This window comes from Pseudarthrobacter sp. WHRI 8279 (genome assembly GCF_040224115.2).
Taxonomy (GTDB): domain Bacteria; phylum Actinomycetota; class Actinomycetes; order Actinomycetales; family Micrococcaceae; genus Arthrobacter.
The window spans coordinates 3,022,213-3,047,015 of sequence record NZ_CP168162.1; the positions used below are offsets into that span (position 1 = coordinate 3,022,213).

The window sequence follows — 24,803 nt, forward strand, 5'->3', positions numbered from 1 at the left end:
TCATTCTGCGGCAGGCAGGAAGATTTTGGAGTTGATCCGCCTTTCATGACGAACCGTGAAAGGTCAGTCCTGGAAGTACTCCACCTTCGCACCGATGGCGTTCAGCCGCTCCGCCAGGTCCTCATAGCCGCGCTCAATGACGTAGATGTTCCGCAGCTCTGACACTCCCCGCGCAGCAAGCATCGACAGCAGCAGGCAGGCTGCCGGACGCAGCGCAGGCGGGCAGCCCACCTCGGCCGCACGCCATTTTGTGGGTCCGTTGACATAGATCCGGTGCGGGTCCAGCAGCTGCACCTGGGCGCCCAGCCGGTTGAGTTCCGTAAGGTAGATGGCCCGGTTTTCGTAGACCCAGTCGTGGATCATGGTCTGGCCCTGGGCGTTGGCTGCGATGACGGCGAAGAAGGGCAGGTTATCGATGTTGAGTCCGGGGAACGGCATGGGGTGGATCTTGTCCTCCGGAGCGTGCAGCTCCGAAGGCTTGGTGGTGACGTCCACCAGGCGCGTCCGGCCGTTCCGGGCCATATACTCGCCGGAGATCTCCAGCTCCTGGCCCATCTGGCCCAGGGTTGCGAGTTCAATCTCCATGAACTCAATGGGCACGCGCCGGATGGTCACCTCTGAATTGGTGACAATGCCTGCGGTGATCAGGCTCATGGCCTCGATGGGGTCCTCTGACGGGAAATATTCGATCTCGGCGTCGATGGACAGGCGCCCCGTGATCTTCAGGGTGGTGGTGCCCACCCCCTCGATCTCCACGCCCAGCATCTGCAGGTAGAAGCAAAGGTCCTGCACCATGTAGTTGGGGCTGGCGTTCCGGATGACGGTTGTACCCTCACGGTGGGCTGCTGCCATGATGGCGTTTTCGGTGACAGTATCGCCGCGCTCTGTAAGCACGAATGACCGGTCCCGGCTGTCTGCGGGCGGGGCCTGCACACTGTAAAAGCCCGCGGTGGCCTCCACTGAGAGGCCGAACTGCCGCAACGCCTGCATGTGCGGCTCAACCGTACGGGTGCCGAGGTCGCAGCCGCCCGCATACGGGAGACGGTACCTGGCCGACTCGTCCAGCAGCGGGCCCAGAAGCATGATCACGCTCCGCGTGCGGCGCGCAGCGTCAACATCCATGGCTTCCAGGTTCAGCACGGCCGGCCGCCGGAGCTGCAGGTCGGTGTCGTTAAGCCAGGTGCACTCCACGCCGATGCTGGTCAGGACCTCAACAATCCGGTTCACTTCTTCGATGCGCGCCAGGCGGCGAAGGATGGTGGTTCCCCGATTGATCAGGCTGGCACAAAGCAGTGCCACCCCGGCATTCTTGCTGCTGTTGACATCCACGGAACCGGAAAGGGTGTGGCCGCCCTCAACCCGCAGGTGGGTCATCTGCGGCTTGCCCACGTTTACGATGCTCCTGTCGAAGATCGCCTCGAGGCGGTGGATCATTTTGAGGCTCAGGTTCTGCTTGCCCTGCTCCATCCGGGCAACGGCGCTCTGGCTCGTGCCCAGTTCGGAAGCCAACTGGCCCTGGGTCCAGCCCTTCTCACTGCGGGCGTCTCTCAACATGGCGGCAACGTGTTCGGCGGTTTCCTGCGTCATAGTCAATTTTATATCATAAATGAGCTAGAGGGGAGGATTCGCAGGCAATTGACAGGAGCAATGGGCGAAGCCTTACCCGTTTCATGCGATAGAAGCGGACTCCTGGTCACCTTGACCTCCCCGGCCCCCGGCGGGACACTGGAGGAGGATCCCTTCGTCCAGCGGCAACGGAGGCAACATGCGCCGCACACCAGCCAGCGAGGCGTCGCCAAGCAGAAGACTGCGGGGCAGGGCACAGCCGCACTGGGCATCACCCGCCAGGAATACACGGGCCCTGCCGGTCATGTTGGGCTTCCTTCTGGCCGCGCTGCTCCTGATGGCCGGCACTCCCGCCCACGCCGCGCCCTCACCCGGCGAGGGGCAGCAGTCGCTTCTGGGGAATGACATCTCCTGGCCGCAGTGCAACGGCGATTTTCCCATGGACCAGGCTTTTGCCATTGTGGGCGTCAACAACGGCCTGGCCAACACCACGAATCCCTGCCTGGACGAGCAGCTCAGGTGGGCAGAGGATTCCGCAGGCCACCCCGGCCAGCCCACCGTCTCCCTGTACGTCAATACCGCCAATCCAGGCACCGCCGGCTCCTGGTGGCCCGAAAGCGACGAATACCCGGCCGGGCAGGTGGTCCATAACCCTTACGGTCCCTGCAAAGACGGGGATTACGGCAAGGCCTGCGCCTACATGTACGGCTATGCCAAGGCCTACGACGACGCGTACCTCCGCGGGATCAGCCACCCCGCCAGCTACTTCTGGTGGCTGGACGTCGAAACGGAGAACAGCTGGTCCCGCACCGACAAAGACGCCAACCGGACAGTCCTGGAAGGCATGACGGACTTCTTCCACAGCATCGGGGCCAAGGTGGGTATCTACTCGACCGGCCAACAGTGGGAGCGGATTGTTGGAACGGTCAGCAGCTCGAGCAATCTCTATGTGCTGCCCAGCTGGCTGGCGGGATCGCTGAACGCCTCCGGCGCGGCGGACGCCTGCTCCAAGGAGCCCCTGACCGCCGGCGGCAAGGTGGTGCTGGCCCAGTTCGGATCCAGGGGGTTCGACTACAACTATTCCTGCCTTTAGACCGGTGCAGGTGTCAGCTTCCCAGCCACACCATGTTCCATGTTCCGAGGGACACGGCTGCAATCACGGCTGTTCCCGCCATCACCACGCCCCCGGCTAGCACCCAGGCATCCAGCGCGCTGAAGGTGGATTCACGCGCCCACGTCCGGCGTCCGCCGCCGAAACCGCGGGCCTCCATGGTCACGGCCAGCCGTGACGCCCGGCGGATTGCCTGGACCAGGAGCCCGAAGCTCTGCCCCAACGTCGCCTTCAACCGCTGCATTGCGCTGCCCCGGGAACCCACACCCCGGGCCCGCCGGGCCATTCCTATGGTCTGCCACTCTTCCGCCATCAGGCCCACCAGCCGCATGGCCGCGAGCGTGCCCAGCACGAAGCGGTGCGGAAGGCGCGCCTTCTGCGCCAGCGCATCGGCGAGGTCCGTGGGGTCCGTGCAGCTCATCAGCAGCACGGCCGGAAGGGCGATGGCCAGCCCGCGCAGGGTGAAGCCCACCCCCAGCTCCAGCGAGCCTTCGCTCATGGTCCAGATGCCGACGTCGATCAGCGTCCTTCCGCTGTCCGGAGCCAGGATGGAGGTACTCCAGCCTCCCACGGCCGCGGCAAGGATCAGCGGCCAGCCGCGCTGCCACAGCAGCGTCACCGTCAGGCCAGCGAGAGGGAACAGCAGGAATTCGAAAGCCAGCGCCACCGATGCGGAAACCCAGTCGATCGAAAGGGCCAGTACGGCGGTGATGAGGAAGACGGCGGCGAACTTGCTCAGGGGATTGGCCCGGGCCAGCAGGGCCTGGTTGCCGCGCAGGTTCAGCTCCTGCCTCATGGCGCCACCGGTTCCGGGGCAGCCATGCGCAGCTCAGTGCCACCCAGCGCGGCCGTGAACTCGGCGTCGTGGGTTACGGACACCACTGCGGTGCCGGCATCCAAAAGCTCGGACAGGAACGAGGCCAGCTCCGCCCAGGTGTTCGCATCCTGGCCGAACGTCGGCTCGTCCAGCACCAGCACCTGGGGATGCGCTGCCAGCACGGTGGCCACGGAGAGACGCCGTTTCTCCCCGCCGGAGAGCGTATAGGGGTTTGCGTCCACGAGGTGGGTCAGCCGCAAACGCTCCAGCAGCTCGTCAACGCGTTCTTCCCCGTGTCCAAGGTGCCGCGGGCCGAAGAGCAGCTCATCCAGCACCCTCCCGGTGACGAACTGGTGCTCGGGTTCCTGGAACACGGTACCGATCCGCTCAATGAGCGCCTCGGCCTTCCAGGCGTAAGGGTCAATCCCGGCGCCGCGGCTGAGCTCCAGGGTTGCGGAAACCTTGCCTGCCACCGGCTCCAGGAGCCCCGCGAGGGTCAGCGCAAACGTTGACTTGCCCGCACCGTTGGGACCCGTGATGGCCAGCGCCTGCCCGGCCCGGACCTGCGCGGAAATGTCCTGCTGGACGGGGACCGGGGGTATTTTCCGAAAGCCGCTGCGGCGGGGGCGTTCGCGAGAGACCGCAAGTTTCTCGGCCGCCAGCAGCAGGGCTCCGGAGGGGGCGGCCGGGCTTGCTGACCGGGCCCGCGTCTGCGGAACGTACCCGGGCACCCACACGCCTGCCGCGGCCAGCATGGTCCGGGCTTCGGCGAGCACCTGGTCCGGAGGGCCGTCAAGCAGCACGGCATCATCGGTGGCGCTGCCCGGCTGCAGCACCACGATCCGGTCCACCAGGTCCTTCCACACAGCCACCCGGTGCTCCACCACAACCAGCGTGGCACCGGTTTTGTCCAGGCAGCGGCCCACGGCGTCGCGGACTTCCAGCACACCGGCCGGGTCCAGGTTCGCTGTGGGCTCGTCAAGCAGGATCAGGCCCGGCCGCATGGCAAGGATCCCTGCCAGCGCAAGGCGCTGTTTCTGTCCGCCGGACAGGGCCGACGTCGGATGGTCCAGCGGCAGGTGGGAAAGTCCGACGTCGTCCAGCGCTTCGTGCACGCGGGCCCAGATGGCGTCGCGGGGCACGGCAAGGTTTTCGGCGCCGAAGGCGACGTCGTCGCCAACGCGGGAAAGGACCACCTGCGTCTCCGGGTCCTGCTGCATCAGTCCCGCCCGGCCGCGCTGCTCCCGGGGCACGGCGCCGTCAACCAGCAGTGAGCCCGTCTCGTCGGAGTCCCCGGTGTCGCCGCCGTCGTCGTTTATGTCCCCCAGCACCCCTGCCAGGGCGTGGAGGAGCGTGGACTTGCCGGCACCGGAAGGTCCCAGGAGAAGCACCCGCTCCCCCGGGCGGACCTCCAGGTCGAGGGCACGCACGGCCGGCCTGGTGCGCCCTGCATGGCGCCAGCCCCAGCCACGGGCCGTGACGGCAGCCGGACGCACCGGGGTCGATGCCTCATGCCGCGAAGGGGCGCCCATCAGGAGAAGACAGGCTCCGTTGCCGCCTTGCGTGATGCAAAGGAGCTCAGGACACCAGTCCTGGCCAGGCCGCGGGTGGCAACCCAGGACAGCGCCCCGGCGATGATGGCGCCGGAGATGGCGGTGAAGATGATGTACGCCAGCTTGTCGCCGGCGGCGTAGGCAATGTTCCAGCCCCACGGTGCGAACGAGTCGTTCAGGCCGCAGAAAAGACCGGCGGCAGCGCCTGCCAGCAGGGCTACGGGCAGGTTGAACTTCCGGTACACGAAAATGGCGAAGATGATCTCCGCGCCAAGGCCCTGAACGAACCCGGAGAACAGTACGGACGCCCCGTACTGGGAGCCCATGAGCAGTTCACCGGTGGCTGCCACCGTCTCGCAGAAGAGCGCAGCGCCGGGCTTGCGGATGATAAGCATGCCCAGGACAGCCGGAATCATCCAGCCTCCGGCGATCAGGCCGGTCAGGGGCGGGTAGACGGCATTCATGGGCCCGGAGACCGCGGCGGCACCCTGGGACCAGGCCCAGAAGATGACGCCGCCGGCGACGGCGATGAGGGCCGCCACCACGATGTCCACGACGCGCCAGGACTTGCCGGCGGGCTTCTTGATTGCTGTTGTTGCCATGTAGTCCTCCTGAGGAACAGGAGGGGAAAGTGGGCGCGGTTTCCGGCACTGCTGCCGCTGCGCGCACTTCGAGAACTCGACTCCCTTGCGCCGGTACTAACCGGATCAGGTTCGAGGGTCTGCGGCTGTCCGCACTCTCAGCGCCCACCTGCGGTCCCTGGCATGGCCAGTGATGCCGACGGCGGCGCTCCCCTGTCGTTGAATGATTCTGTTTGGTGAAATATCCGCCCTGTTGGGCGTGGTTCAGTTTACCGCAGGGAGGGGTAGATTGTGGGCCATGACTGCGAATCCACCAGATATGACCGGGTACGATCCAGATTCCCAGGCTGCCCAGCCGGAGGGATCCCTGGAAGCACTGATTGCCCGGATTGAGGCGGAGGTCCGGGAGTTGCAGTTTCCCGGCTTTTCCATGGATGACGCCCTGAACCTGGGGCTGCTCCTGGTGGAGTTGGGCAAGGAACGCGGGCTGCCCATCGCCATCGACATCAGCAGGGGCGAGCAGGCCCTCTTCCACGTTGCCCTGCCGGGGGCAACGCCGGACAACATGCACTGGATCGGGGCCAAGAAGCGGACCGCCGCCCGGTACGAGGCCCCTTCCCTGCTGGTGGGGCTGCGCGCCAGGCTCCAAGGAGGACGGATCGAAGACAACGCCTGGTTCGACCAGACCCGCTACGCCGCGCACGGCGGCTCCTTCCCCCTGTATGTCACCGGAGTGGGTGCCGTGGCAACCGTCACCGTGTCCGGTTTACCGCAAGTGCAGGACCATGACCTGGTTGTCGAGGCCCTCCGTGACATCCTCGGGCAGGCCGGCGCGGACTGACGGGTACGCCGTCGCCGCCCCCGCGTGCATGGACACCCCCGGGGCGGCGGGAGTACATTCGAGCCGAGTGGCGGGTATTCCATCCAGGAGGGCGTCGTGACCGGTCCAGCATCCGAGAACCAGGTCCGGGCGGCGCTGGACAAAGCCTCGGACGAGATGCTTTTCATCGGCCCGGACCACCCCTACTATCCGCTGCTTGCGGAACTGGTGGCCGTCGTCGGGAAATCCTGGCAACAAGGCTACGAGCACGGCCGCCGCGGAGGCCCGCCCACAAACCCGTACGCGTGGAACGGCGCGGGAGGATAGCAGCCTGCGTTCACTGCGCAGCCTGGGTTCAGCGCGCCGGCGCCCGGCCCCAGCAGAATACAAAGGCTGCTTAGCATTTATTAGTAATCATGCTTACTATGTTGTCTCCAGCGTTTGAGGAGTACAGCACATGGCAGCCAGCATCCGCATGAAAGGCGCCCGCACAGGCCTGCAGAACGCTGCCCTCGGAACGGGCGCCGTTTTCAGCCTGGCCGGCATCCTGGGATTCATTCCCGGCGTTACCTCCAATCATGGCTCGCTCCGCCTGGCCGGCCACGCATCGGAAGCGCTGCTGCTCGGGGTCTTCCAGGTGTCCGTCCTCCACAACGCCGTCCACCTGCTCTTTGGGGCTGCCGGCATCCTGATGTCGCGCTCCCACCCGCAGGCACGGAACTTTCTCATTTACGGCGGCGTCATCTACCTGGTCCTTTGGCTGTACGGGCTCCTGGTGGGAGATCCCATCCCTGCGAACTTCATCCCCGCGAACCATGCGGACAACTGGCTCCACCTGGTTCTTGGCCTGGCGATGATTGCCCTGGCCATCATGTTCGCCCGGGGGCCGGCTCCCGCAGCGGACACCAGCAGCACCGCCAGTTCGTCAGCACCCGGGACCCGCCGCCGCTGACCATCATCTCCTGCCGGGCCCCCAGCGCCGGGGGCACGGACCCGCTACACGCCAGACCCGAAGGAGCATCATGAAAGTCCCAACAGCAAGGGGTCCCGTCAGCACCGCTTTGTTCAGCGCCCTCTCGGAGCTGCCGGGCACCGATGAGGGCGCCCTGGCGGCGCTGCAGCGGACGGTGGAAGGCCACCTTCCGGCAACTCTGGACATCATTGGCGACGATGACCTCCAGCTGACGCTCTTCTGCCTCTACGAGCTCCATTACTCCGGGCTTGAGGGCGTAAGCGACGACTGGGAGTGGGTGCCGGAACTGGTCCGGGTGCGCCAGCTCCTTGAAAAGCCGTTCGAAGCCGCGCTCCGGGAAGCTGCCGCGGCGGCCGCCGGGGATCTGGAACTCCCTGCCCAGTCCCGTGTCACCAGCGACGAAGTGGCAGACATTTTGTTCGGCCTGGCCGGGCGCGACAGCGGCCCCAGCCTCTCCCGGTATGTGGCCAAGCAGGCCAGCCTTGGCCAGCTCAAGGAATTCCTGATCCACAAGTCCATCTACCAGCTGAAGGAAGCGGACCCGCACACCTTCGCCATCCCGAGGCTCTCGGGGCGGGCCAAAGCGGCACTGGTGGAAATCCAGGCGGATGAGTACGGCGGCGGACGGCCCGAGCGTATGCACAGCGCCCTTTTTGCCCGCACCATGCGGGGCCTGGGAATGGATGACGGGTACGGGTCCTACGTGGACGCCGTCCCGGCGGTCTCCCTCGCGGCCGTGAACCTGATGTCGCTGTTCGGCCTGAACCGTCGGCTGCGCGGTGCCATCACCGGACACCTGGCCATCTATGAGATGACCTCGTCCCAGCCCAACCGCCTCTACGGCAGGGGCTTCCGCCGGCACGGTTTCGATACGGAGGTCACCCATTACTTCGACGAGCATGTGGAGGCCGACGCCGTCCACGAGCAGATCGCCGGCCGGGACCTTGCGGGCGGGCTGGTTGAGGCGGAACCCCATCTCCTGGCGGATGTCCTGTTCGGCGCCACTGCGGTCATGGCTGTGGACGGCAGGTTGTCTTCGCACATCCTGCAATCCTGGGAAAACGGCGTGTCCTCGCTGCGGGCGGAAGTGCTGGATGCGGCATGAACGCCCCGGCGCCAGGCAAGACGGCTGAGTACATCCTGCCCCTGCGCTGGACGGATGATTCGGACCTGCCGGACCTGGCCGCCTACCTCCGCCGCCTCACGAACTGGATTGCCGTCACGGTGGTGGACGGCTCCGCGCCGGACCTGTTCGAGCAACACCGCAGGGTGTTTCCGCCCACCGTCCGGCATCTCCGGCCGATGGCCGCAATCGGCAATGACCGCCCTGGTAAAGCCGGCGCCGGCCGCGGCGGAAACGGCAAGGTGGCGGGGGTGATGACAGGAGTAAGGGCCTCGACGGCGGACCTGCTGGTCATTGCCGACGACGACGTCCGCTACACGCGCGAGTCCCTCGCCGCCGTCGTCCAGCACCTCAGCTCAGCAGACGTGGTGAGGCCGCAGAACTACTTCGACCGCCTGCCGTGGCACGCGCGGTGGGATACGGCGAGGACCCTGATCAACCGCGCCTGGTCCGCAGACTTTCCCGGAACCCTGGCACTGCGCCGCAGCACCCTTGTGGCGGCAGAGGGGTACGACGGGGTCCTGTTCGAAAACCTCGAGCTGATCCGGACCATCAAGGCCGCAGGAGGCTGCGAGAAGGTTGTCCCGGACCTGTTCGTGGCACGGAGGCCGCCGAAGGCGCGGCATTTCCTGAAGCAACGCGTCCGCCACGCCTACGACGATTTCGCCCAGCCGCGGAGGCTCGGCGCGGAACTGGCGCTGCTTCCGGCAATTCTCGCCGCTGCGCGCCTGCCCGGGCGGCTCCGCGTGGCCGCCCTTCTTTCGCTGGCAGCCGCATCCGCCGTTGCCGCCGGGACCGGACGGCGGCGGAACGGGGGCACAACGGTCTTCCCCTTCAGCACGGTGTGGTTTGCCCCGCTGTGGGGTGTGGAGCGCGCGGTCTGCATCTGGATCGCGCTTGGCTTCCGGCTGAGCGGAGGCATGCCCTACGCAGGGACCCGCCTCAAGACAGCCGCGCATTCGGAGGCCGACCTTCGGCTGCGGCACAGCAGACGAGCAGGAACCCGGCGCCAGGACCGTATAGATGACCACAGCAACCCAGAGCAGGAGCACAAATGAACCAGGAACCAGCCGAGAGCTCCATTGTGGTCTGCCCCGACGGGCCGCTTATTGTGCGCGGCGACTTCGAGATCGTCACGCCGTCCGGCGAACCGGTGCCCCGTGACCGCAAAACCGTGGCGCTGTGCCGGTGCGGTGCCTCCGCCATCAAGCCCTATTGCGACGGGACGCACAAGATGATCAAGTTCCGCACGGAACCCCCGTCAAGCTGAGCAAAAGACCCTGCAAACGCCAGATAGGCTAGGGACAGCCCGTTTTCCGCCCGCAAGGAGTATCAAGGAATGAACCTTTTCATTAAGCTGCTCGGCACCGGCGTGAGCCTCGGCGCCGGCTTCGTCGGCACCAAGCTGGTCAACACCATCTGGGAAAAGTCCACCGGGCGCAAGCCGCCCACCGGGAAGGACGAGGACGTTCCCACGAGCCTGCAGTCTGCCCTGACGTTCGCACTGATCTCAGCCTCGGTCAGCACCATCATCCAGGTCCTGGCCAACCGCGGCACCCAGCGCGCCATCACCCGGTTCGCCAAGAGCAAGGACATCGTCTGACCCCTCCCCACTAGTTTTTGTCCAGATAAGGCGGGTTCCTCACGCGGGAAGTCCCTGTAACTGGACAAAAACTCTTAGGTGCGGGATGTGCCGTCGCCGGAACCGTCCTCACGAGCGGCTTTGGCGGCGGCTTTTTGCACCACGGCCTCCAGCTCATCCGAGGTGAGGAGCTCGCGGTGCAGGTGCTTGGTGCGGTAGCCGGCGCGGCCCACCATGTGCGCGGAGACCGGTACGGTAAGCAGCTGGAAGATCCACGCCACCAGCAGCACGGGCCACACCCACCAGGTGCGCATCTGCAGTCCAATGGACGCCAGGAGCAGGAACAGCCCCAGAACCTGGGGCTTGGTGGCGGAATGCATACGGCTCAGGAGATCCGGGAACCGCAGCAGGCCGATTGCCGCTCCCAGCGACATAGTGGCCCCAACAATCATGAACACCGCGGACAACACGTCCACCCAGGAATCCAGGGCAGTGGAATCAGGACTCATTCGGCTGTTCCCTCCGGTCTGCGACAAACCTTGCTACGGTCACGGACCCGATGAAGCCGATGATCGAGATGGCCACCACCAGCATCAGGTTGTTCAGGTGCCTGTTGACGGCCATGTCCACGCACAGGGCCCCGCCCAGGATGGCCAGCAGGACGTCCGTGGCCAGCACCCGGTCCAGGAGGGACGGTCCGCGGGAGATCCTGATGATGGCGCCGACGGCCGCAAGCGAAAAGATCACGGCGGTAACTGCCAGGACGATCTGCATCATGCGGCCGACTCCGTCCGCAAAATCTCGAGTTCTTCCCTGGTACCCATAATCCTGATCAGCCCCGCTTCGATGGACAGCACCTCGTTCTTCAAGTTTTCGACTTCCTGCGGAGAGCTGATGTTCAGCGCATGCAGGTAGAGGGTGGATGTTGACCGGTCCACCTCAACCACCAGCGACCCGGGAATCAGTGAAATCACGTGGCCCGTGGCTGTGACCAGGAGGTCCTGGTGGCTGCGCAGGGTCACCGCCACAACGGCGTTCTTCACCTTGGGACCCCGGGCTACGGCGAGGTACAGGAGCTGCATGCTGGCCATCACCACCTTGGCCAGGAACACCAGTGCGAACGGAACGGCATACAGGATATTGAAGCGTCCGCTGAGCTCCACCGGGGGAAGATAGAACAGTCGTGCCACGGCCACCGACAGCAGGGCTCCGAACAGCAGGTTGCCTGGGCTGAAGTCTTGCCACAGGGCACCCCAGACGATGACCAGCCACACCAGGAGCGGAAGCTCCTGGCGCAGCGAAATGCGCCGGCGGCTCATTTCCCTCCTCCTGCGGTAAGGACCAGCGGAACGTCGGTGTCCTCCCCCAGGACAGCCTGGACGTAGGAGGACCTGTCCAGCATGTCGTGCGCGGCCTGGTCCGAAACCATGAACAGCGGTCCTGCAAACACAGTCAGGCCCACGCCCAGGCCCACCAGCCCAACAGTGGAGCCCACCATGGTCCGCGGCAGGAGGGTGACGGTGTTCGGCTTGGCTCCCGGCCCGGTAACGCGCGCGGCGGGCGTGGCCAGCAGCACGGGATCCGGATGTTCGGCGTCCGAGGGCCGGCGCCAGAACGCGCGGTTCCACACCCTGGCAACGGCCAGGAGGGTCAGCAGGCTGGTCAGCACGCCGCCGATCACCAGCACGTAGGCCAGCGGTGTTCCGAGTTCAACGCCCGCCTGCATAAGCCCCACCTTGCCCAGGAACCCGGAGAAGGGCGGGATGCCGGCCAGGTTCATGGCGGGCACGAAGAAGAGCAGCGCCAGCAGCGGCGACAGCTTGGCCAGGCCGCCCAGCCGGTCCACGGACGAGCTGCCGCCCCGGCGTTCGATCAGTCCCGTCACCAGGAAGAGGGAGGTTTGGATGGTGATGTGGTGCACCACGTAGAAGACCGCCGCGCCAAGCCCCGCCACGGAGGACATGGCCAGGCCGAAGACCATGTAGCCGATATGGCTCACCAGGGTGAACGAGAGCAGGCGTTTGATGTCGCTCTGCGCCAGGGCGCCCAGGATTCCCACCACCATGGTCAGTAACGCGGCAATCATCAGCGGAGTGTTCAGCGAGTCCCCGGGGAACAGCAGCGTCTCGGTGCGCACCATGGCGTAGACGCCCACTTTGGTAAGCAGGCCGGCGAACACCGCAGTGACCGGGGCCGGCGCCGTGGGGTAGGAGTCCGGCAGCCAGAAGGACAGCGGGAAAACAGCTGCCTTGATGCCGAAGGCCACCAGCAGCATCACGTGCAGCAGCGTCCTGGTGCCCTGGTCCAGCTCGCCGAGCTTGATGGCCAGGTCCGCCATGGTGATTGTTCCGGTGGCGCCGTAGACCATGGCAATCGAGATGAGGAACAGCACCGAGGACACCACGGACACCACCACGTAGGTGACGCCTGCCCGGATGCGGGGTCCCGTGCCGCCAAGCGTCATCAGCACGTAGCTTGCCGTCAACAGGATCTCGAACCCGACGTAGAGGTTGAAGAGGTCCCCAGAAAGGAATGCGTTGGAGACGCCGGCCACCAGGATCAGGTAGGTCGGGTGGAAGATCGAGACGGGCGCGTCCTGGTCGCCGTCGGCCATGCCCTGCCCTGTTGCGTACACCAGCACAGCGAGGCTCACCGCCGAGGAGACCACCAGCATCAGGGACGAGAACTGGTCCACCACCAGCACGATGCCCCATGGCGGCAGCCAGCCGCCCAGGGTTACGGCGAACGTGCCGCCGTCCCAGACGGAGGCCAGCAGGAGGCACTCCAGCAGGAGTGTGAGGGACAGCAGGGCGATGCTCACCGCGCGCTGGGCCCGTGAATGCCGGATCAGCATGAAGGTCAGGGCGGCGCCCAGGATGGGAAGTACGACGGCGAGCGGGGCAAGGCTTGCAAGGTTCACTTTCCGCCTCCTTCCGGGCCAGGGGCCACATTGGTGGAGCCGGGTTTCTCTTCAGAGGCTGCCTGTTCGACGGGAATCTCGCGGCCGCCGGCTACCAGCGTTGTCCCGGCAGCGCCGTCATTCAGGGCAGAGCCGCCTGGGCCGCCCTGGCCCGTGCCGCCGTCGTTGGAGGCACTGTGGTTGGAGACGCCGTGGTTGGAGACACTGCGGCCGTCCGTGCCCAGCATGGTGAGCGGAAACTCCGAGGTCTCGGCAGGGACCTCGGCGTCGTCCTCGGCGTCGAAGCTTGGCGTTACTGCAACACGAAGGTCTTCCACGTCGTCCTGGATCTCGTCCCGGCGGGCCAGCACCCAGGTGCGGTAGATGATGCCGAGCATAAAGGCGGTGACGGCAAAGGAAATCACGATGGACGTCAGGATCAGGGCCTGGGGAAGGGGATCGCTGTAATCCCCGGCCGCAGTGTCCTTTGAGTACAGGGGCGCAAGCCCCGCGTACCCGCCGGTGGCCAGGATCAGCAGGTTGGTTGAATTGGCCAGGAGCATCAGTCCCAGCAGGACGCGCGTGAGGCTGCGTTCCAGCACCAGGTAGATGCCACAGGCGTACAGGGCCCCCATGACGATCAGCAGGGTCAGGTTTACGCTCATGCTTGGCCCCTTGCGGTGGTCTCGGAAGCTACGCCTTCAGGCTCTTGCTCCGGCGCGGACGTTGTGGCGGAGGCTTCGCCCGCAAATTCCTGCTCCTCGCCGGGAGTCCGGCCACCCACAGCTGAACGCTCTTCGAAGTGTTCGTCGATTTCGGCGCCGAGGCTTCGCAGGACGTCCAGCACCAGGCCCACCACCACGATGTAGACGCCGATGTCGAAGATGGTGGAGGTGACGAACTTGATGTCCCCGAACACCGGGAGCCACAGTTCGATGATCGCGCTCTGGAACACCTGGCCGCCCAGCAGCAGCGGCACTGCGCCGGAAGTTGCGGCCACAGCCAGCCCGATTCCCAGCAAAGCGCCGGCGCTGACAGGTGTGGCCTCGCGGAGTTCAAACCGGCCTCCGGCCAGGTACCGGATAGTCAGGGCGAGGCCGGCTGTCAGGCCGCCGGCGAAGCCGCCGCCGGGCAGGTTGTGGCCAGCCAGCAGGAGGTACAGCGAGAACATGATCATGGAGTGGAAGATCAGCCGGGTGACCACCTCGAAAATGATGGACCGGCGTTCGGGGGCCAGTGTCCGGCCGGCCACGATCCAGGCATCCCGGGCAGACGCCGCGAACTTCCGGCTGACGGCCAGCGCCGCCGCGTCCCGGGTGCCGGGGTCGACCCCCCGGTGGCGTCCCACGGTCCCCTCCGCCACAGTGGCGGAGTTCAGGATTTTGTCACCGCGGCCGCGGACGAAAATGAGGCTCGCCACGCCCGTGGCTGCCAGCGCCAGGACGGTGATTTCGCCGAAGGTATCCCAGGCGCGGATGTCCACGAGCGTCACGTTGACGATGTTCAATCCCCCGCCGCCCTCATACGCGAGCCGCGGATATTCCAGGGAGACCGGCGTTGCTATCCGTGCTCCCATGGCGTAGATCGCGGCGAACACCATGGTGACGCCGAATGCCAGGCCGATGATCACGCGCACCACCCGGTATTTGCCGCCGGTCCGGTCGCGGAGCTCGGGCGGCAGGCTGCGCATGGCAAGCACGAAAGCCACCAGGATGATGGTTTCCACCAGCATCTGCGTCAGTGCCAGGTCCGGGGCACCCTGGAGGGCGAACATCAGGGCAATGCCGTAACCGGTGACGGAAACCATCAGGACAGCCAGGAACCGCTTGTTGGCTTTGACGGCCGCCAGGGCGCCGATCACGATGCCGGCACCCACGACGAGCTGGAGCGGGGATCCGGGGTCCACCAGGTAGATCCCGTCCGGAAGCGGCTTGCCGGCCACCAGGATGACGGACAGGGGCAGCACAAAGGCCACGCTCAGGATGACAGCCAGGTAGTAGTACAGGGAACCGCGCTGCGTGCGTCCGGTAATCCACACCGCTGCGTCATCCAGCCCGCCGATGGTGTACTGGTACGCTTTGTCCCCGTCCACCCATGGCGGCACCAGGGACTGGACCCGCGCCACCGCGTCGCGGCCAAAGTTCATCGCCAGGCCCAGCGCGAACGTGAGGGCCGTCAGGCCCAGCGCCGGCGTGAAGCCGTGCCACAGCGCAAGGTAACCGGCCTGCTCGGCGGCTGTTCCGGCGTCGGGCGCGTTGGACGCGAACAGTGCGGCGTAAGGCTGGATCCACGCGTCAACAGGGGCTGGCCACAGCCCGTACGCGATGGTCAGGAGGCTGAGGATGGCGGGCGCGGCGAGGAAGGAGGGCCTGATGGCCTTGAACGGGGTGGGCTCCACGCCGGGCTTGACGGCAAAGGCGCCCCACATGAAGCGCGCACTGTAGGCGAAGGTGAGGATGGATCCCAGGACCAGCCCGGCCAGGACCACCATGCCCCACGGGCCGGCTGCATCGTCTCCCGCGTGGTGGACGAAGGACTCCAGCACGGATTCCTTGGCCACGAACCCGGCCAGCGGGGGAACTCCGGCCATCGATGCGGCGCCAATGGCGGCAACCACGGCGAGCGCACGGGAGGAGCGGAACACGCCGGACAGCTTGCGGACGTCGCGGGTGCCGGACTGGTGGTCGATGATGCCCACCACCAGGAACAGCGTGGCCTTGAAGAGTCCGTGGGCCAGGAGCATCGCGAGCCCTGCGAGCGCCGCGTCCGGCGTGCCCAGGCCCACCACCATGGTGAGGAAGCCCAGCTGGCTGACGGTGCCGTATGCCAGGATGAGCTTGATGTCGGTCTGCCGCAGCGCACGGTAGCCGCCCACCAGCATGGTGGCCAGGCCGAGGCCCAGCACCACCGGCTGCCAGTACGCCGTTTCGGAGAATCCGGGCGCAAGCCTGGCCACCAGGTAGATGCCGGCTTTCACCATCGCAGCGGCGTGCAGGTAGGCGCTGACCGGCGTGGGTGCGGCCATGGCGCCGGGAAGCCAGAAGTGGAAAGGGACCAGGGCGGACTTGGTGATGGCGCCCGCCAGGATGAGTACGACGGCGGCGCTCACCATGGAGCCGGAGGCTCCGCCTGCCAGGGCGGGGGCCTGCTCCAGGATGCTGGAGATGCGGTAGGTGCCGGCCGTGTGGCCCAGCATGATGAGGCCCACCAGCATGGCCAGCCCGCCCGCGGTGGTGACCATCAGGGCCTGCAACGCGGACCGCCGCGCAGCCAGCCTGGTGCGGGCGAACCCGATCAGGAGGTAGGAGAGGATGGTGGTGAGTTCCCAGAAGATGAACAGCAGCAGCAGGTCATCGGCCACCACCAGCCCGAACATGGCGCCCGCAAAGGCCAGCAGCTGGGCACCGAAGGCACCAAGGTCCTGGTCTTTTTTCTTGAAATACCTGGCGCAGTAGACCAGCACCAGCGAGCCGACGCCCAGCACCAGAAGTGACATGACCCAGGCGAGCGCGTCCATGCGGAAGGCAAGCTCGAGTTTGAGCCCGGGGATCCAGGGGACGGTTTCGCTGACCCATCCCATTCCGGTGTACACCGGGCCGTGCTGCAGCAGCAGCCAAATGAAGGATGCGCCGGGAACAGCTGCCAGTGCATAGAACGCGTTGCGGCCCCAGGACCTGAAGAGGAACGGCGCCAGGACAGCCACCGAAAAGTGCACGGCAAGGACTGTTATCACTGGTATCTCCGCGTCGTCAGGGATTCGATTGTCAAAAGTTGGAGCAGGCGGTTCATTCGTTAGGTCCGGGAGGATCCAGTTTATCAAGGCATAGGTGGCCGTCCCTCCGTCCCTACGCCCTGCCAGGCGCGCGGCCCGGTATCCCCGGGGGTTCGCTCCGGCCCCCGTTCGCCACGGGCGGATACGATGCACCTATGAACAGCGCCAGCGCTCCAGGGGCAACGCAGCCGTCCTCGGAACTTGACTCCGGGAACCAGCGCACCAGCAAGGGCCGCATCCTGGCGTGGGCTTCATGGGACTGGGGGTCCGCAGCCTTCAATGCCGTGATGACCACCTTCGTCTTCACCGTCTACCTCACCTCCAATGCCTTCGGCGGCGAAGACCAGGCCTCGGCGGTCCTGGGAGGTGCGCTGGCAGTTGCAGGCCTGGCCATTGCACTGTTGGCTCCGGTCACCGGCCAGCGCTCCGACGCGGGCGGCCGGCGGAAGCTGTGGCTGGGGGTCAACACAGGGGCTGTCGCCCTCCTCACCGCGCTGTGCTTCTTCGTTTTCCCGCGGCCTGAGTTCCTGCTGCTCGGAGTGTCCCTGATAGCCCTGGGCAATGTGTTTTTCGAGTTCGCGGGTGTCAACTACAACGCCATGCTCGCCCAGATCTCCACGCCGCGGAACATCGGCAGGGTCAGCGGATTCGGCTGGGGAGCCGGCTATCTTGGCGGCATCGTTGCCTTGCTGATCGTCCTCCAGCTGTTCGTCCAGCCCAGCTTCGACTGGTTCGGGGCGTCCACCGAGGACAGCCTGAACATCCGGCTGGTGGCGGTTTTCTCGGCCCTCTGGTTCCTTGTTTTCGCCCTTCCCGTGCTGTTTGCCGTGCCCGAGCTTCCCCGCTCCGCCCAAGCGAAGCGGCTGGGCCTCCTGGCCAGCTACGGCCTGCTTATCCGGCGGATCAAGGCCATCTACGCCACCAGCCCCCACACCATCTACTTCCTGCTGGCCAGTGCTGTCTTCCGGGATGGGCTGGCCGCCGTCTTTACGTTCGGCGGGATCATCGCTGCGGGAACCTTCGGCTTTGAGCTGTCCCAGGTTATTTTCTTCGCCATTTTCGGCAACGTCGTGGCCGCCGTGGGTGCAGTCTTGGGTGGCCTGCTGGATGACCGGATAGGCCCCAAACGGGTGATTATCGGCTCGCTGGTGGGCCTTCTGGTTGCAGGGAGCGCCATCCTGGTGCTCGGCAACGGGGACTACACCTTCCTTGGGGTGGACTGGGCTGGCAGCACCACCTTCTGGGTGTTCGGGCTTTTCCTGTGCCTGTTCGTGGGGCCCGCCCAGGCCTCATCGCGCGCCTACCTGGCCAGGCTGGCCCCGCACGACGAGTCGGGTGAACTCTTCGGCCTCTACGCCACCACCGGCCGCGCCGTCAGCTTCCTGGCGCCAGCGCTTTTCACCCTCAGCATCACCCTCGCGGCTCCGCTGGTGGCACCGGGCGAGGCCCAGCGCTGGGGCATCCTGGGCATCATGGTGGTTCTGCTGGCGGGGCTGCTGGTCCTGTTGCCGGTGAAGTCGCCGGACAAGGCACCCATCGCCACGGTTCCTGCTGCCTGACGCCGTGCGGGTTTTTCCTCGAGTTCTGCCACACACCTCTTGACGCCGGATGTTATCGATCACATAATGGTGATCGATAACATGAATCCTTTCAATGAGGAGGAGCACCATGACGAACTCCCCACAGCAGCCCCGCGCGGGAATCATCGGCACGGGCGGCATCGCCCACGCGCACGCAGAAGCCCTGAAGCTGGCGGGCGCCGAGCTCGTAGCGGCGGTGGATGTCGACCCAAATAGGGCAACGGAATTTGCGCAAAAGGTGGGTGTTGCACAGACCGCTTCCACCCTGGCAGCGGCAGCGGAAGCCGGACTGGACCTTGTTGCCGTCTGCACCCCGCCGTCGTCGCACGCCCCGTTGGCACTGGAAGCCCTGGCCCTGGGCATGGACGTGGTCCTGGAGAAGCCCCCCGCACTCTCGCTCCGGCAGCTCCGGGAGCTGCAGGAAGCGGAACGCGCCACCGGCAAACGGGTGAGCTGCATCTTCCAGCACCGCTTCGGCACCGGCGCCCGGAAGCTTGCGGACCTGCAGGAGTCCGGAGCCCTGGGCAACCCGCTCACCGGGTTCTGCAACACCCTTTGGTTCCGCGACCAGGCATACTTCGACGTTCCGTGGCGCGGCCAGTGGGACGTTGAGGGCGGCGGTCCCACCATGGGGCACGGCATCCACCAGTTCGACCTCCTCCTCCACCTCTGGGGGCCATGGCAGGAAGTAACGGCTTTCGCCGGAAGGCTTGCCCGCCGGACCGAGACGGAGGACGTCTCCACTGCCATCGTGCGGTTCGAGTCAGGCGCCCTAAGCACCGTCATCAACTCGGTGATCTCGCCCCGGGAAACCTCACAGCTGCGGTTCGACTATGAACATGCCACTGTGGAACTGGAGCACCTCTACGGCTACGACGATTCGAACTGGCGCTTTACCCCTGCACCCGGCCAGGAGCACCTTGCCGCGATGTGGGCGGATGGCCAGGCCGGCACAGCCAGCGGCCATCCCGCACAATATGCCCGGATCATCGAGGCCTTCCGCGCCGGGACCGTTCCCCCGGTCACGCTTGCCGACGCCTACCCCACCATGGAGCTCGCCGCCGCCCTCTACGCCTCCGCCATCACCGGCAAGACCGTCCGGCGCGGTGAAATCACTGAAGGAAGCCCTTTCTTCGACCGCGCCGATGGCCGGCTGGAACCCTGGAAACTGGAAAAGAGTCACGCATGAGCACCACCGCCGGAACAACCGCCCCAGCCCCCGCACGTCAGCTCGGCTGGACGGACGATGGCGCCGCCGTCGAAATCTCAATTGATGGCGTGTCTGTGCTTACCTACACCTACGCGGCCGACGATCCCCAGGCCGAATCGCCCCGGCCGTACTTCCATCCGGTCCGCACGCCGGGAGGTGACCTGGTGAGCGCCTACCGCCCGCACGACCACGTCTGGCACAAAGGCATCGCCTGGTCCCTGCCGCACCTTGGCCCGGACAACTTCTGGGGCGGCCCCAGCTACCGGCGCGGCAAGGACTACCAATGGCTGCCCAACAACGGCGCCATGCGGCACCGGGAAACCACCAAGGCAACGGACGACGACGGCACGTTCAGTTTCGCCCACAGGCTGCAGTGGATCACCCAGCAGGGATCACCCGTGGTGGAGGAGGAGAGGTCCTTCCGGGTAGTGCCGGGGACGGACGCCAGCTACACGCTGGTGTTCGACACCGCCATGACCAACGTTTCCGGAGACGACATCCACATCGGCTCCCCCACCACGGAGGGCCGTGAAAACGCAGGCTATGGCGGGCTGTTCTGGCGCGGCCCCCGGTCCTTTGCCGGCGGAACCATCATGGGACCCGGCGGCGCCACCGGCGAGGAGCTCCGCGGCCAGCGGGCCCCGTGGCTTTCCTTCGTGGGGCAGCATGATGGGACCTGCCGCTTCTCAACGCTGGTGATGGTTGACGATCCCGGCAGCGCGCATCCGGAGCCGGAGTGGTTCGCGCGGTCCGAACCGTTTGCCTGCATGGGCCCCGCCCCGTTCTTCAGCAAGGAAGTCCTGTTCCAGCCAGGAGCCACCCTCCGTTTCCGGTACGGCGTTGTGGTTGCGGACGGCCCGTCGGGCCTGGGCCGGGCGGAAGCCCTGGCAGCCGCCGCCCGCGGCGTCCTTGCGGCTGCGCCGGTGTCCCCGGCCGGGAAATGAACGGCCAGCCCGTGAACAGCCAGCCCCCTCCGGCTCCGGGCTTTCCCGGCGGCACCGCAGTGACCGCGCTGCGGGTGTATGACTGGGAGTCCGGAGACGGGCTGTGCGGCGGCTCGCCGCACCTCCATACCGTCTCTTCCGAGGCGTACGTGGTCACGGCCGGCACCGGAGAGGTGCACACCATCTCGATGGCAGGTGTCCAGGTGCACGGCCTGGCAGCCGGATCATTGGTGTGGTTCAGCCCCGGTACCGTCCACCGCCTGGTGAACACGGGCGGGCTTACCCTCAACGTGATTATGTCCAACGCGGGCCTGCCGGAGGCCGGAGACGCCGTCCTGACCTTTCCGCACCGCATCCTCCAGGAACCGGAACTCTACGCCAACCATGCCGCCCTGCCGCGGGAAGCAGCGGAAAACGAAGTGGCGGCGGCAGCGCGGAGGCGGCGCGACCTCGCACTGGAAGGATACGCCGAACTGCATACCTCCGTGCTGCGGGAGGGCATTCCGGCGCTGCAGGAGTTCCACCGTGCGGCGGCGCGGCTGGTCCGCCCGCGCGTCGGGCACTGGAAGGAGCTCTGGGCAGCCACCGTCCAGAACCAGGTGACGGCAACGGAGCAAGCACTCCGTGAATTGGCAGAGGGCTCGGCCGCTTCCCTGGCGGGCGCAGCGGTAGCCAGCGCCGAACAGCGCGCGGGTGAGGGGTTCGGCATGTGCGGACGCCTCACCACCTGGGAGGATTCCAGGCCGTGACGCAAACACCCGCCGATGCCCCGCAGCCTGCCCGTGCAGCCACGATCTACGAGGTGGCGCGGCTGGCCGGCGTCTCCCACCAGACGGTCTCCCGGTACATGGCTGACCGGTCCAAGCTGAAGGCCGCCACCTCGGAGAAGGTGGAACGGGCCATGGCGGAACTGAACTACTCGCCCAACCTCACCGCCCGCTCGCTGCGGACCAGGGCTGCCTACCGGCTCCTGGCCCTGGTCCCCGGATCCTCGCCGTACTTTCCGTCCCGGATGCTCAACGGCGCGGCCGCAACAGCCCAGGAAGCCGGCTACCACCTGGACGTCGTTGCCCTGGAAGGGACCGGCCCGGATCGGACCGAACGGCTGCGCCGGATCCTGGAGGGCGGGCCGTTCGCGGGGGCACTGTCCTTTGTTCCCATCTCCGGGACGGACCTCCTGCAGGCGCAGGAACGGATTCCCGTGGTGGTGGCCGGCGAGTATGACGACAAGATGCGCGGCCAGGGCCGCATTTCAGAAGGTTCTGCCGCGCAGGCCATCGTGGCGCACCTCGCTGCCCTCGGCCACCGGCGGATCGCCCATATTGCCGGGCCACAGGAGTGGCCGGCAGCACGCAACCGCTTGGCTGTCTACCGAAAAGCCGTCCGCGACGCCGGGCTGGAGGACGGCGGGGTGGCCGAGGCCCAGTGGAGTGCAGCCGCCGGATATGACGCCGCGCGGGCCCTCCTGGCCAATCCTTCCTTCACTGCCATCTTTGCCGCGAACGACCAGCTGGCCATCGGCGCCATCCGGGCGCTGCACGATCAAGGACTCCGTGTTCCCGGTGATGTAAGTGTGGTTGGCTGGGACGACCATCCGGAATCGGCGTTCCTGGTCCCGTCCCTGACCACTGTCCACATGGACCTGGAGGCCCAGGGCAGCAGCGCCATGGGGCAGTTGCTCGCAGCGTTGAACCCGGGCGGCATGCCCGCCGCGGAGCCCGGTCCCACCGGCATGCGGCTGGTGCTGCGGGAATCCTCGGGACCCGCACCCAACCAAGGCCAGGCAGACTAGTCTGGAACTATGAACGTGGACGAAACCAACCTTCCCGGTCTGGGCCGGCGCAAGGATTTCATGACCGCCTCGGGCCGCCGGATCGGCGTGGTGGAGCGGCGCGAGGGCCAGACCGAGCTCATTGTCTCGGCCTGGGATGATCCGGACACCTGCCAGGCATCCATCCCCCTCACCACCGAGGAAGCAGCCACCCTTGGCAACCTCCTTGGCGGGCAGCACCTGGCCATGAAGCTTACAGAGGAGCACAAGGACGTCCCGGGAATCGTTACCCGGCAGTTCTCCATCGCTCCGGGCTCCCCCTTCCAGAACCAGCCCATGGGCAAGGCGTGCATCCGTACCCGGTGCGGCGTCTCGATCGTGGCGATCATGCGCGAAGGCGAGGTGCTCCCGTCGCCGGGACCCGACGTCGTGCTTCACTCCGGTGACCTGCTGGTGGCAGTGGGTACCCAGGAAGGCCTCGACGCGGCGGCCGATATTCTGCGTCGCGGATAAGACGGCATGGACCCGCTGGCCCTGACCCTCATTGAACTGGGGGCCGTTGTGTTCTGCCTTGGCCTGCTGGCCAGGCTGGCCGGACGGGTCGGAATGTCCCCCATCCCGCTCTACCTCCTGGGCGGGCTCGCTTTCGGAGCAGGCGGCATCGTCAAGCTCGACGGCATGAAGGAATTTGCGCACGTCTCCGGTGAAATCGGGGTCATCCTGCTGCTGCTTATGCTCGGGCTGGAATATACGGCGACGGAGCTCTTCACCGGCCTGCGCAGGTCCTGGCAGGGCGGCGTGCTGGACCTGGTCCTGAACTTCCTGCCCGGGGCCGCACTTGCCTACCTGCTGGGCTGGGGCGGGGTGGGTGCCATGGTTCTGGGCGGCGTCACGTACATTTCGTCGTCCGGAATCGCGGCCAAGGTCATCACCGACCTGGGCCGGATAGGCAACCGGGAAACACCGGTGGTGCTGTCCATCCTGGTCTTCGAGGACCTTGCCATGGCCGTCTATCTTCCCGTTCTGACAACCATCCTGGCCGGCGTCAGTTTCCTGGGCGGCCTCACCAGCGTGGGCATCGCCTTGGCAGTGGTGAGTGTGGTGCTGATGGTGGCACTGCGGCACGGCCATCACGTGTCCAAGGCCGTTCACAGCGAAAACTCGGAGGTATTCCTCCTGAACGTGCTGGGCGCCGCGCTGCTGGTGGCCGGCATCGCCTCCGCCATGCAGGTTTCCGCCGCGGTGGGAGCATTCCTGCTCGGCATCGCAATTTCAGGGGCCACGGCGCACAATGCCACCCGCATCCTGGAGCCGCTGCGGGACCTTTTTGCCGCCATCTTCTTTGTGGCCTTTGGGCTCAACACAGACCCCACGTCCATCCCGCCGGTCCTTGGCTGGGCCCTGGTGCTGGCCGTCATCACGGCCGCCACCAAAATGGCCACCGGCATGTGGGCGGCCAAGCGCGCAGGGATTGCCCGGCCCGGCCGCCTGCGTGCCGGAGCCACGCTGATCGCACGCGGGGAATTCTCCATCGTCATCGCGGGACTGGCAGTCGCCTCCGGGGCGGTCCCCGGCGAACTGGCCGCCCTTGCCACCGCGTATGTGCTGCTGATGGCGGTCATTGGCCCGCTCGCGGCCCGTTTCGCAGGACCCCTGACGGCAGCACTGCCGCCCGCAGGCGTGGCTGCCAAAGCCTGAGAACGCGCTGCCCCCACATGCTGCTCCTACACGCTGCCCCGCGTGGGGGCTCCGTGGCAGGCGCTCCGCTGTTTCTACATCCCCGTGCGGTGGAAGTTCAGGTGGCTGCGGCTCGCGGTAGGGCCGCGCTGGCCCTGGTAGCGGTTGCCGTAGTCGCCCGAGCCGTAGGGGTGTTCCGCGGCGGACGTGAGCCGGAAGAAGCACAGCTGGCCAATCTTCATGCCCGGCCACAGCTTGATGGGCAGGGTGGCCATGTTGGACAGTTCGAGCGTTACGTGGCCTGAGAAGCCGGGGTCGATAAAGCCGGCGGTGGAGTGGGTCAGGAGGCCCAGCCGGCCCAGGGATGACTTGCCTTCCAGGCGCGCAGCGATATCGTCCGGCAGCGTGACGGTCTCGTACGTGGACCCCAGGACGAACTCGCCCGGGTGCAGGATGAATGCCTCGTTCGGCTCCACTTCCACAAGGCGCGTAAGCTCCGGCTGTTCCTCGGCCGGGTCGATGTGGGCGTACTTGTGGTTATCAAACAGGCGGAAGAATTTGTCGATCCGGACATCCACGGACGACGGCTGGACCATCGCCGGATCGTACGGCTCCAGCACGATCCGCTGGGAGTCTATTTCGGCACGTATATCGCGGTCAGAGATCAGCACGGTCCCAAATTACCGTATGGCCCGTCCTGGACAGTTATCCACAGCAACATTTTTTCGTTGTTGCAGAGCGCTCGTGGGGCTACTGTTACAGCAGTGATTCAGGCGCCGGATGGTCTCCCGGATGGCCCAACAGAGCTGGGGATGTTGTGAATA

At 66.3% G+C, this 24,803-nt stretch carries 26 protein-coding genes and 1 riboswitch; of the genes, 15 read left to right on the forward strand and 11 right to left on the reverse strand.

Features of this window, described 5'->3' with window-relative positions; translation table 11 throughout:
* Positions 1 to 63: 63 nt before the first annotated feature.
* Positions 64 to 1,587: a UDP-N-acetylglucosamine 1-carboxyvinyltransferase gene (locus ABRP28_RS13965; RefSeq protein WP_350004082.1), complete on the reverse strand. Its 1,524-nt coding sequence runs from the start codon at positions 1,585 to 1,587 to the stop codon at positions 64 to 66.
* A 178-nt stretch (positions 1,588 to 1,765) separates the two neighbouring features.
* Here ABRP28_RS13965 and ABRP28_RS13970 point away from each other — a divergent pair, with 178 nt between their 5' ends.
* A complete protein-coding gene (locus ABRP28_RS13970; protein ID WP_374152859.1) occupies positions 1,766 to 2,659 on the forward strand; it encodes a hypothetical protein in 894 nt (297 codons plus the stop codon).
* A gap of 13 nt (positions 2,660 to 2,672) precedes the next feature.
* Here the strand turns inward: ABRP28_RS13970 and ABRP28_RS13975 are convergent, their stop codons facing one another.
* Genes ABRP28_RS13975 through ABRP28_RS13985 form a run of 3 tightly spaced genes read right to left on the reverse strand, consistent with a single transcriptional unit; the run spans position 2,673 to position 5,649 of the window.
* On the reverse strand, positions 2,673 to 3,473 hold the full coding sequence (locus ABRP28_RS13975; RefSeq protein ID WP_350004083.1) for an energy-coupling factor transporter transmembrane component T: 801 nt from the start codon (positions 3,471 to 3,473) through the stop codon (positions 2,673 to 2,675).
* On the reverse strand, positions 3,470 to 5,026 hold the full coding sequence (locus ABRP28_RS13980; RefSeq protein ID WP_350004084.1) for an ABC transporter ATP-binding protein: 1,557 nt from the start codon (positions 5,024 to 5,026) through the stop codon (positions 3,470 to 3,472). The genes ABRP28_RS13975 and ABRP28_RS13980 overlap by 4 nt, the downstream gene beginning before the upstream one ends.
* Positions 5,026 to 5,649, reverse strand: coding sequence for an ECF transporter S component (locus ABRP28_RS13985; RefSeq protein ID WP_350004085.1), 624 nt, complete (start codon positions 5,647 to 5,649; stop codon positions 5,026 to 5,028). Before ABRP28_RS13985 ends, ABRP28_RS13980 begins: the two co-directional genes overlap by 1 nt.
* 64 nt (positions 5,650 to 5,713) lie before the next feature.
* Positions 5,714 to 5,853, reverse strand: a riboswitch (TPP riboswitch).
* Between the two features lie 73 nt (positions 5,854 to 5,926).
* Here ABRP28_RS13985 and ABRP28_RS13990 point away from each other — a divergent pair.
* The 7 genes from ABRP28_RS13990 (at position 5,927) to ABRP28_RS14020 (ending at position 10,147) form a co-directional block, all read left to right on the forward strand.
* Positions 5,927 to 6,469 carry a heme-degrading domain-containing protein gene (locus tag ABRP28_RS13990; RefSeq protein ID WP_350004086.1) on the forward strand — a complete coding sequence of 181 codons (543 nt, stop codon included), beginning with the start codon at positions 5,927 to 5,929 and terminating at the stop codon, positions 6,467 to 6,469.
* A gap of 96 nt (positions 6,470 to 6,565) precedes the next feature.
* Positions 6,566 to 6,775, forward strand: a complete 210-nt coding sequence (locus ABRP28_RS13995) for a hypothetical protein (protein WP_350004087.1) — start codon at positions 6,566 to 6,568, stop codon at positions 6,773 to 6,775.
* Positions 6,776 to 6,905: 130 nt separating this feature from the next.
* Positions 6,906 to 7,400: a DUF4383 domain-containing protein gene (locus tag ABRP28_RS14000; RefSeq protein WP_350004088.1), complete on the forward strand. Its 495-nt coding sequence runs from the start codon at positions 6,906 to 6,908 to the stop codon at positions 7,398 to 7,400.
* Between the two features lie 70 nt (positions 7,401 to 7,470).
* Positions 7,471 to 8,526, forward strand: coding sequence for an iron-containing redox enzyme family protein (locus tag ABRP28_RS14005; RefSeq protein ID WP_350004089.1), 1,056 nt, complete (start codon positions 7,471 to 7,473; stop codon positions 8,524 to 8,526).
* On the forward strand, positions 8,523 to 9,602 hold the full coding sequence (locus ABRP28_RS14010; RefSeq protein WP_350004090.1) for a glycosyltransferase: 1,080 nt from the start codon (positions 8,523 to 8,525) through the stop codon (positions 9,600 to 9,602). The genes ABRP28_RS14005 and ABRP28_RS14010 overlap by 4 nt, the downstream gene beginning before the upstream one ends.
* A complete protein-coding gene (locus ABRP28_RS14015; protein WP_350004091.1) occupies positions 9,599 to 9,814 on the forward strand; it encodes a CDGSH iron-sulfur domain-containing protein in 216 nt (71 codons plus the stop codon). Before ABRP28_RS14010 ends, ABRP28_RS14015 begins: the two co-directional genes overlap by 4 nt.
* Positions 9,815 to 9,883: 69 nt before the next feature.
* A complete protein-coding gene (locus ABRP28_RS14020; RefSeq protein ID WP_350004092.1) occupies positions 9,884 to 10,147 on the forward strand; it encodes a DUF4235 domain-containing protein in 264 nt (87 codons plus the stop codon).
* Positions 10,148 to 10,221: 74 nt separating this feature from the next.
* Here the strand turns inward: ABRP28_RS14020 and mnhG are convergent, their stop codons facing one another.
* From mnhG to ABRP28_RS14050, 6 genes are read right to left on the reverse strand one after another with little or no spacing between them, the layout of a single operon-like run.
* Positions 10,222 to 10,635: a monovalent cation/H(+) antiporter subunit G gene (gene mnhG, locus ABRP28_RS14025; RefSeq protein WP_350004093.1), complete on the reverse strand. Its 414-nt coding sequence runs from the start codon at positions 10,633 to 10,635 to the stop codon at positions 10,222 to 10,224.
* Positions 10,625 to 10,903, reverse strand: coding sequence for a monovalent cation/H+ antiporter complex subunit F (locus tag ABRP28_RS14030; RefSeq protein ID WP_066279895.1), 279 nt, complete (start codon positions 10,901 to 10,903; stop codon positions 10,625 to 10,627). Before ABRP28_RS14030 ends, mnhG begins: the two co-directional genes overlap by 11 nt.
* The gene (locus ABRP28_RS14035) at positions 10,900 to 11,445 is read right to left on the reverse strand and encodes a Na+/H+ antiporter subunit E (RefSeq protein WP_350004094.1); all 546 of its coding nucleotides are present in this window, start codon (positions 11,443 to 11,445) and stop codon (positions 10,900 to 10,902) included. The genes ABRP28_RS14030 and ABRP28_RS14035 overlap by 4 nt, the downstream gene beginning before the upstream one ends.
* Complete coding sequence (locus ABRP28_RS14040; RefSeq protein WP_350004095.1) at positions 11,442 to 13,046, reverse strand: Na+/H+ antiporter subunit D; 1,605 nt, start codon at positions 13,044 to 13,046, stop codon at positions 11,442 to 11,444. The genes ABRP28_RS14035 and ABRP28_RS14040 overlap by 4 nt, the downstream gene beginning before the upstream one ends.
* Positions 13,043 to 13,690 carry a Na(+)/H(+) antiporter subunit C gene (locus ABRP28_RS14045; RefSeq protein WP_350004096.1) on the reverse strand — a complete coding sequence of 216 codons (648 nt, stop codon included), beginning with the start codon at positions 13,688 to 13,690 and terminating at the stop codon, positions 13,043 to 13,045. Before ABRP28_RS14045 ends, ABRP28_RS14040 begins: the two co-directional genes overlap by 4 nt.
* Positions 13,687 to 16,758 carry a Na+/H+ antiporter subunit A gene (locus ABRP28_RS14050; protein WP_350004097.1) on the reverse strand — a complete coding sequence of 1,024 codons (3,072 nt, stop codon included), beginning with the start codon at positions 16,756 to 16,758 and terminating at the stop codon, positions 13,687 to 13,689. Before ABRP28_RS14050 ends, ABRP28_RS14045 begins: the two co-directional genes overlap by 4 nt.
* A gap of 194 nt (positions 16,759 to 16,952) precedes the next feature.
* Here ABRP28_RS14050 and ABRP28_RS14055 point away from each other — a divergent pair, with 194 nt between their 5' ends.
* From ABRP28_RS14055 to ABRP28_RS14085, 7 genes are all read left to right on the forward strand, one after another.
* A complete protein-coding gene (locus tag ABRP28_RS14055) occupies positions 16,953 to 18,356 on the forward strand; it encodes an MFS transporter (protein WP_350004098.1) in 1,404 nt (467 codons plus the stop codon).
* 109 nt (positions 18,357 to 18,465) lie between these two features.
* Positions 18,466 to 19,566 (forward strand): Gfo/Idh/MocA family oxidoreductase, encoded by a 1,101-nt coding sequence (locus tag ABRP28_RS14060; RefSeq protein WP_350004099.1) that lies wholly within the window; start codon positions 18,466 to 18,468, stop codon positions 19,564 to 19,566.
* Positions 19,563 to 20,531: a PmoA family protein gene (locus ABRP28_RS14065; protein WP_350004100.1), complete on the forward strand. Its 969-nt coding sequence runs from the start codon at positions 19,563 to 19,565 to the stop codon at positions 20,529 to 20,531. The genes ABRP28_RS14060 and ABRP28_RS14065 overlap by 4 nt, the downstream gene beginning before the upstream one ends.
* Before the next feature lie 11 nt (positions 20,532 to 20,542).
* Entirely contained in the window at positions 20,543 to 21,280 is a 738-nt protein-coding gene (locus ABRP28_RS14070; RefSeq protein ID WP_350004101.1) for a cupin domain-containing protein, read from the forward strand.
* A complete protein-coding gene (locus ABRP28_RS14075; protein ID WP_350004102.1) occupies positions 21,277 to 22,323 on the forward strand; it encodes a LacI family DNA-binding transcriptional regulator in 1,047 nt (348 codons plus the stop codon). The genes ABRP28_RS14070 and ABRP28_RS14075 overlap by 4 nt, the downstream gene beginning before the upstream one ends.
* Before the next feature lie 9 nt (positions 22,324 to 22,332).
* Positions 22,333 to 22,815: a cation:proton antiporter regulatory subunit gene (locus ABRP28_RS14080; RefSeq protein ID WP_066279916.1), complete on the forward strand. Its 483-nt coding sequence runs from the start codon at positions 22,333 to 22,335 to the stop codon at positions 22,813 to 22,815.
* Between the two features lie 6 nt (positions 22,816 to 22,821).
* Entirely contained in the window at positions 22,822 to 24,000 is a 1,179-nt protein-coding gene (locus tag ABRP28_RS14085; RefSeq protein WP_350004103.1) for a cation:proton antiporter, read from the forward strand.
* A 74-nt stretch (positions 24,001 to 24,074) separates the two neighbouring features.
* On the opposite strand, the gene dcd is transcribed toward ABRP28_RS14085, so the two are convergent.
* Entirely contained in the window at positions 24,075 to 24,650 is a 576-nt protein-coding gene (dcd, locus tag ABRP28_RS14090; protein WP_350004104.1) for a dCTP deaminase, read from the reverse strand.
* Between the last annotated feature and the right edge of the window lie 153 nt (positions 24,651 to 24,803).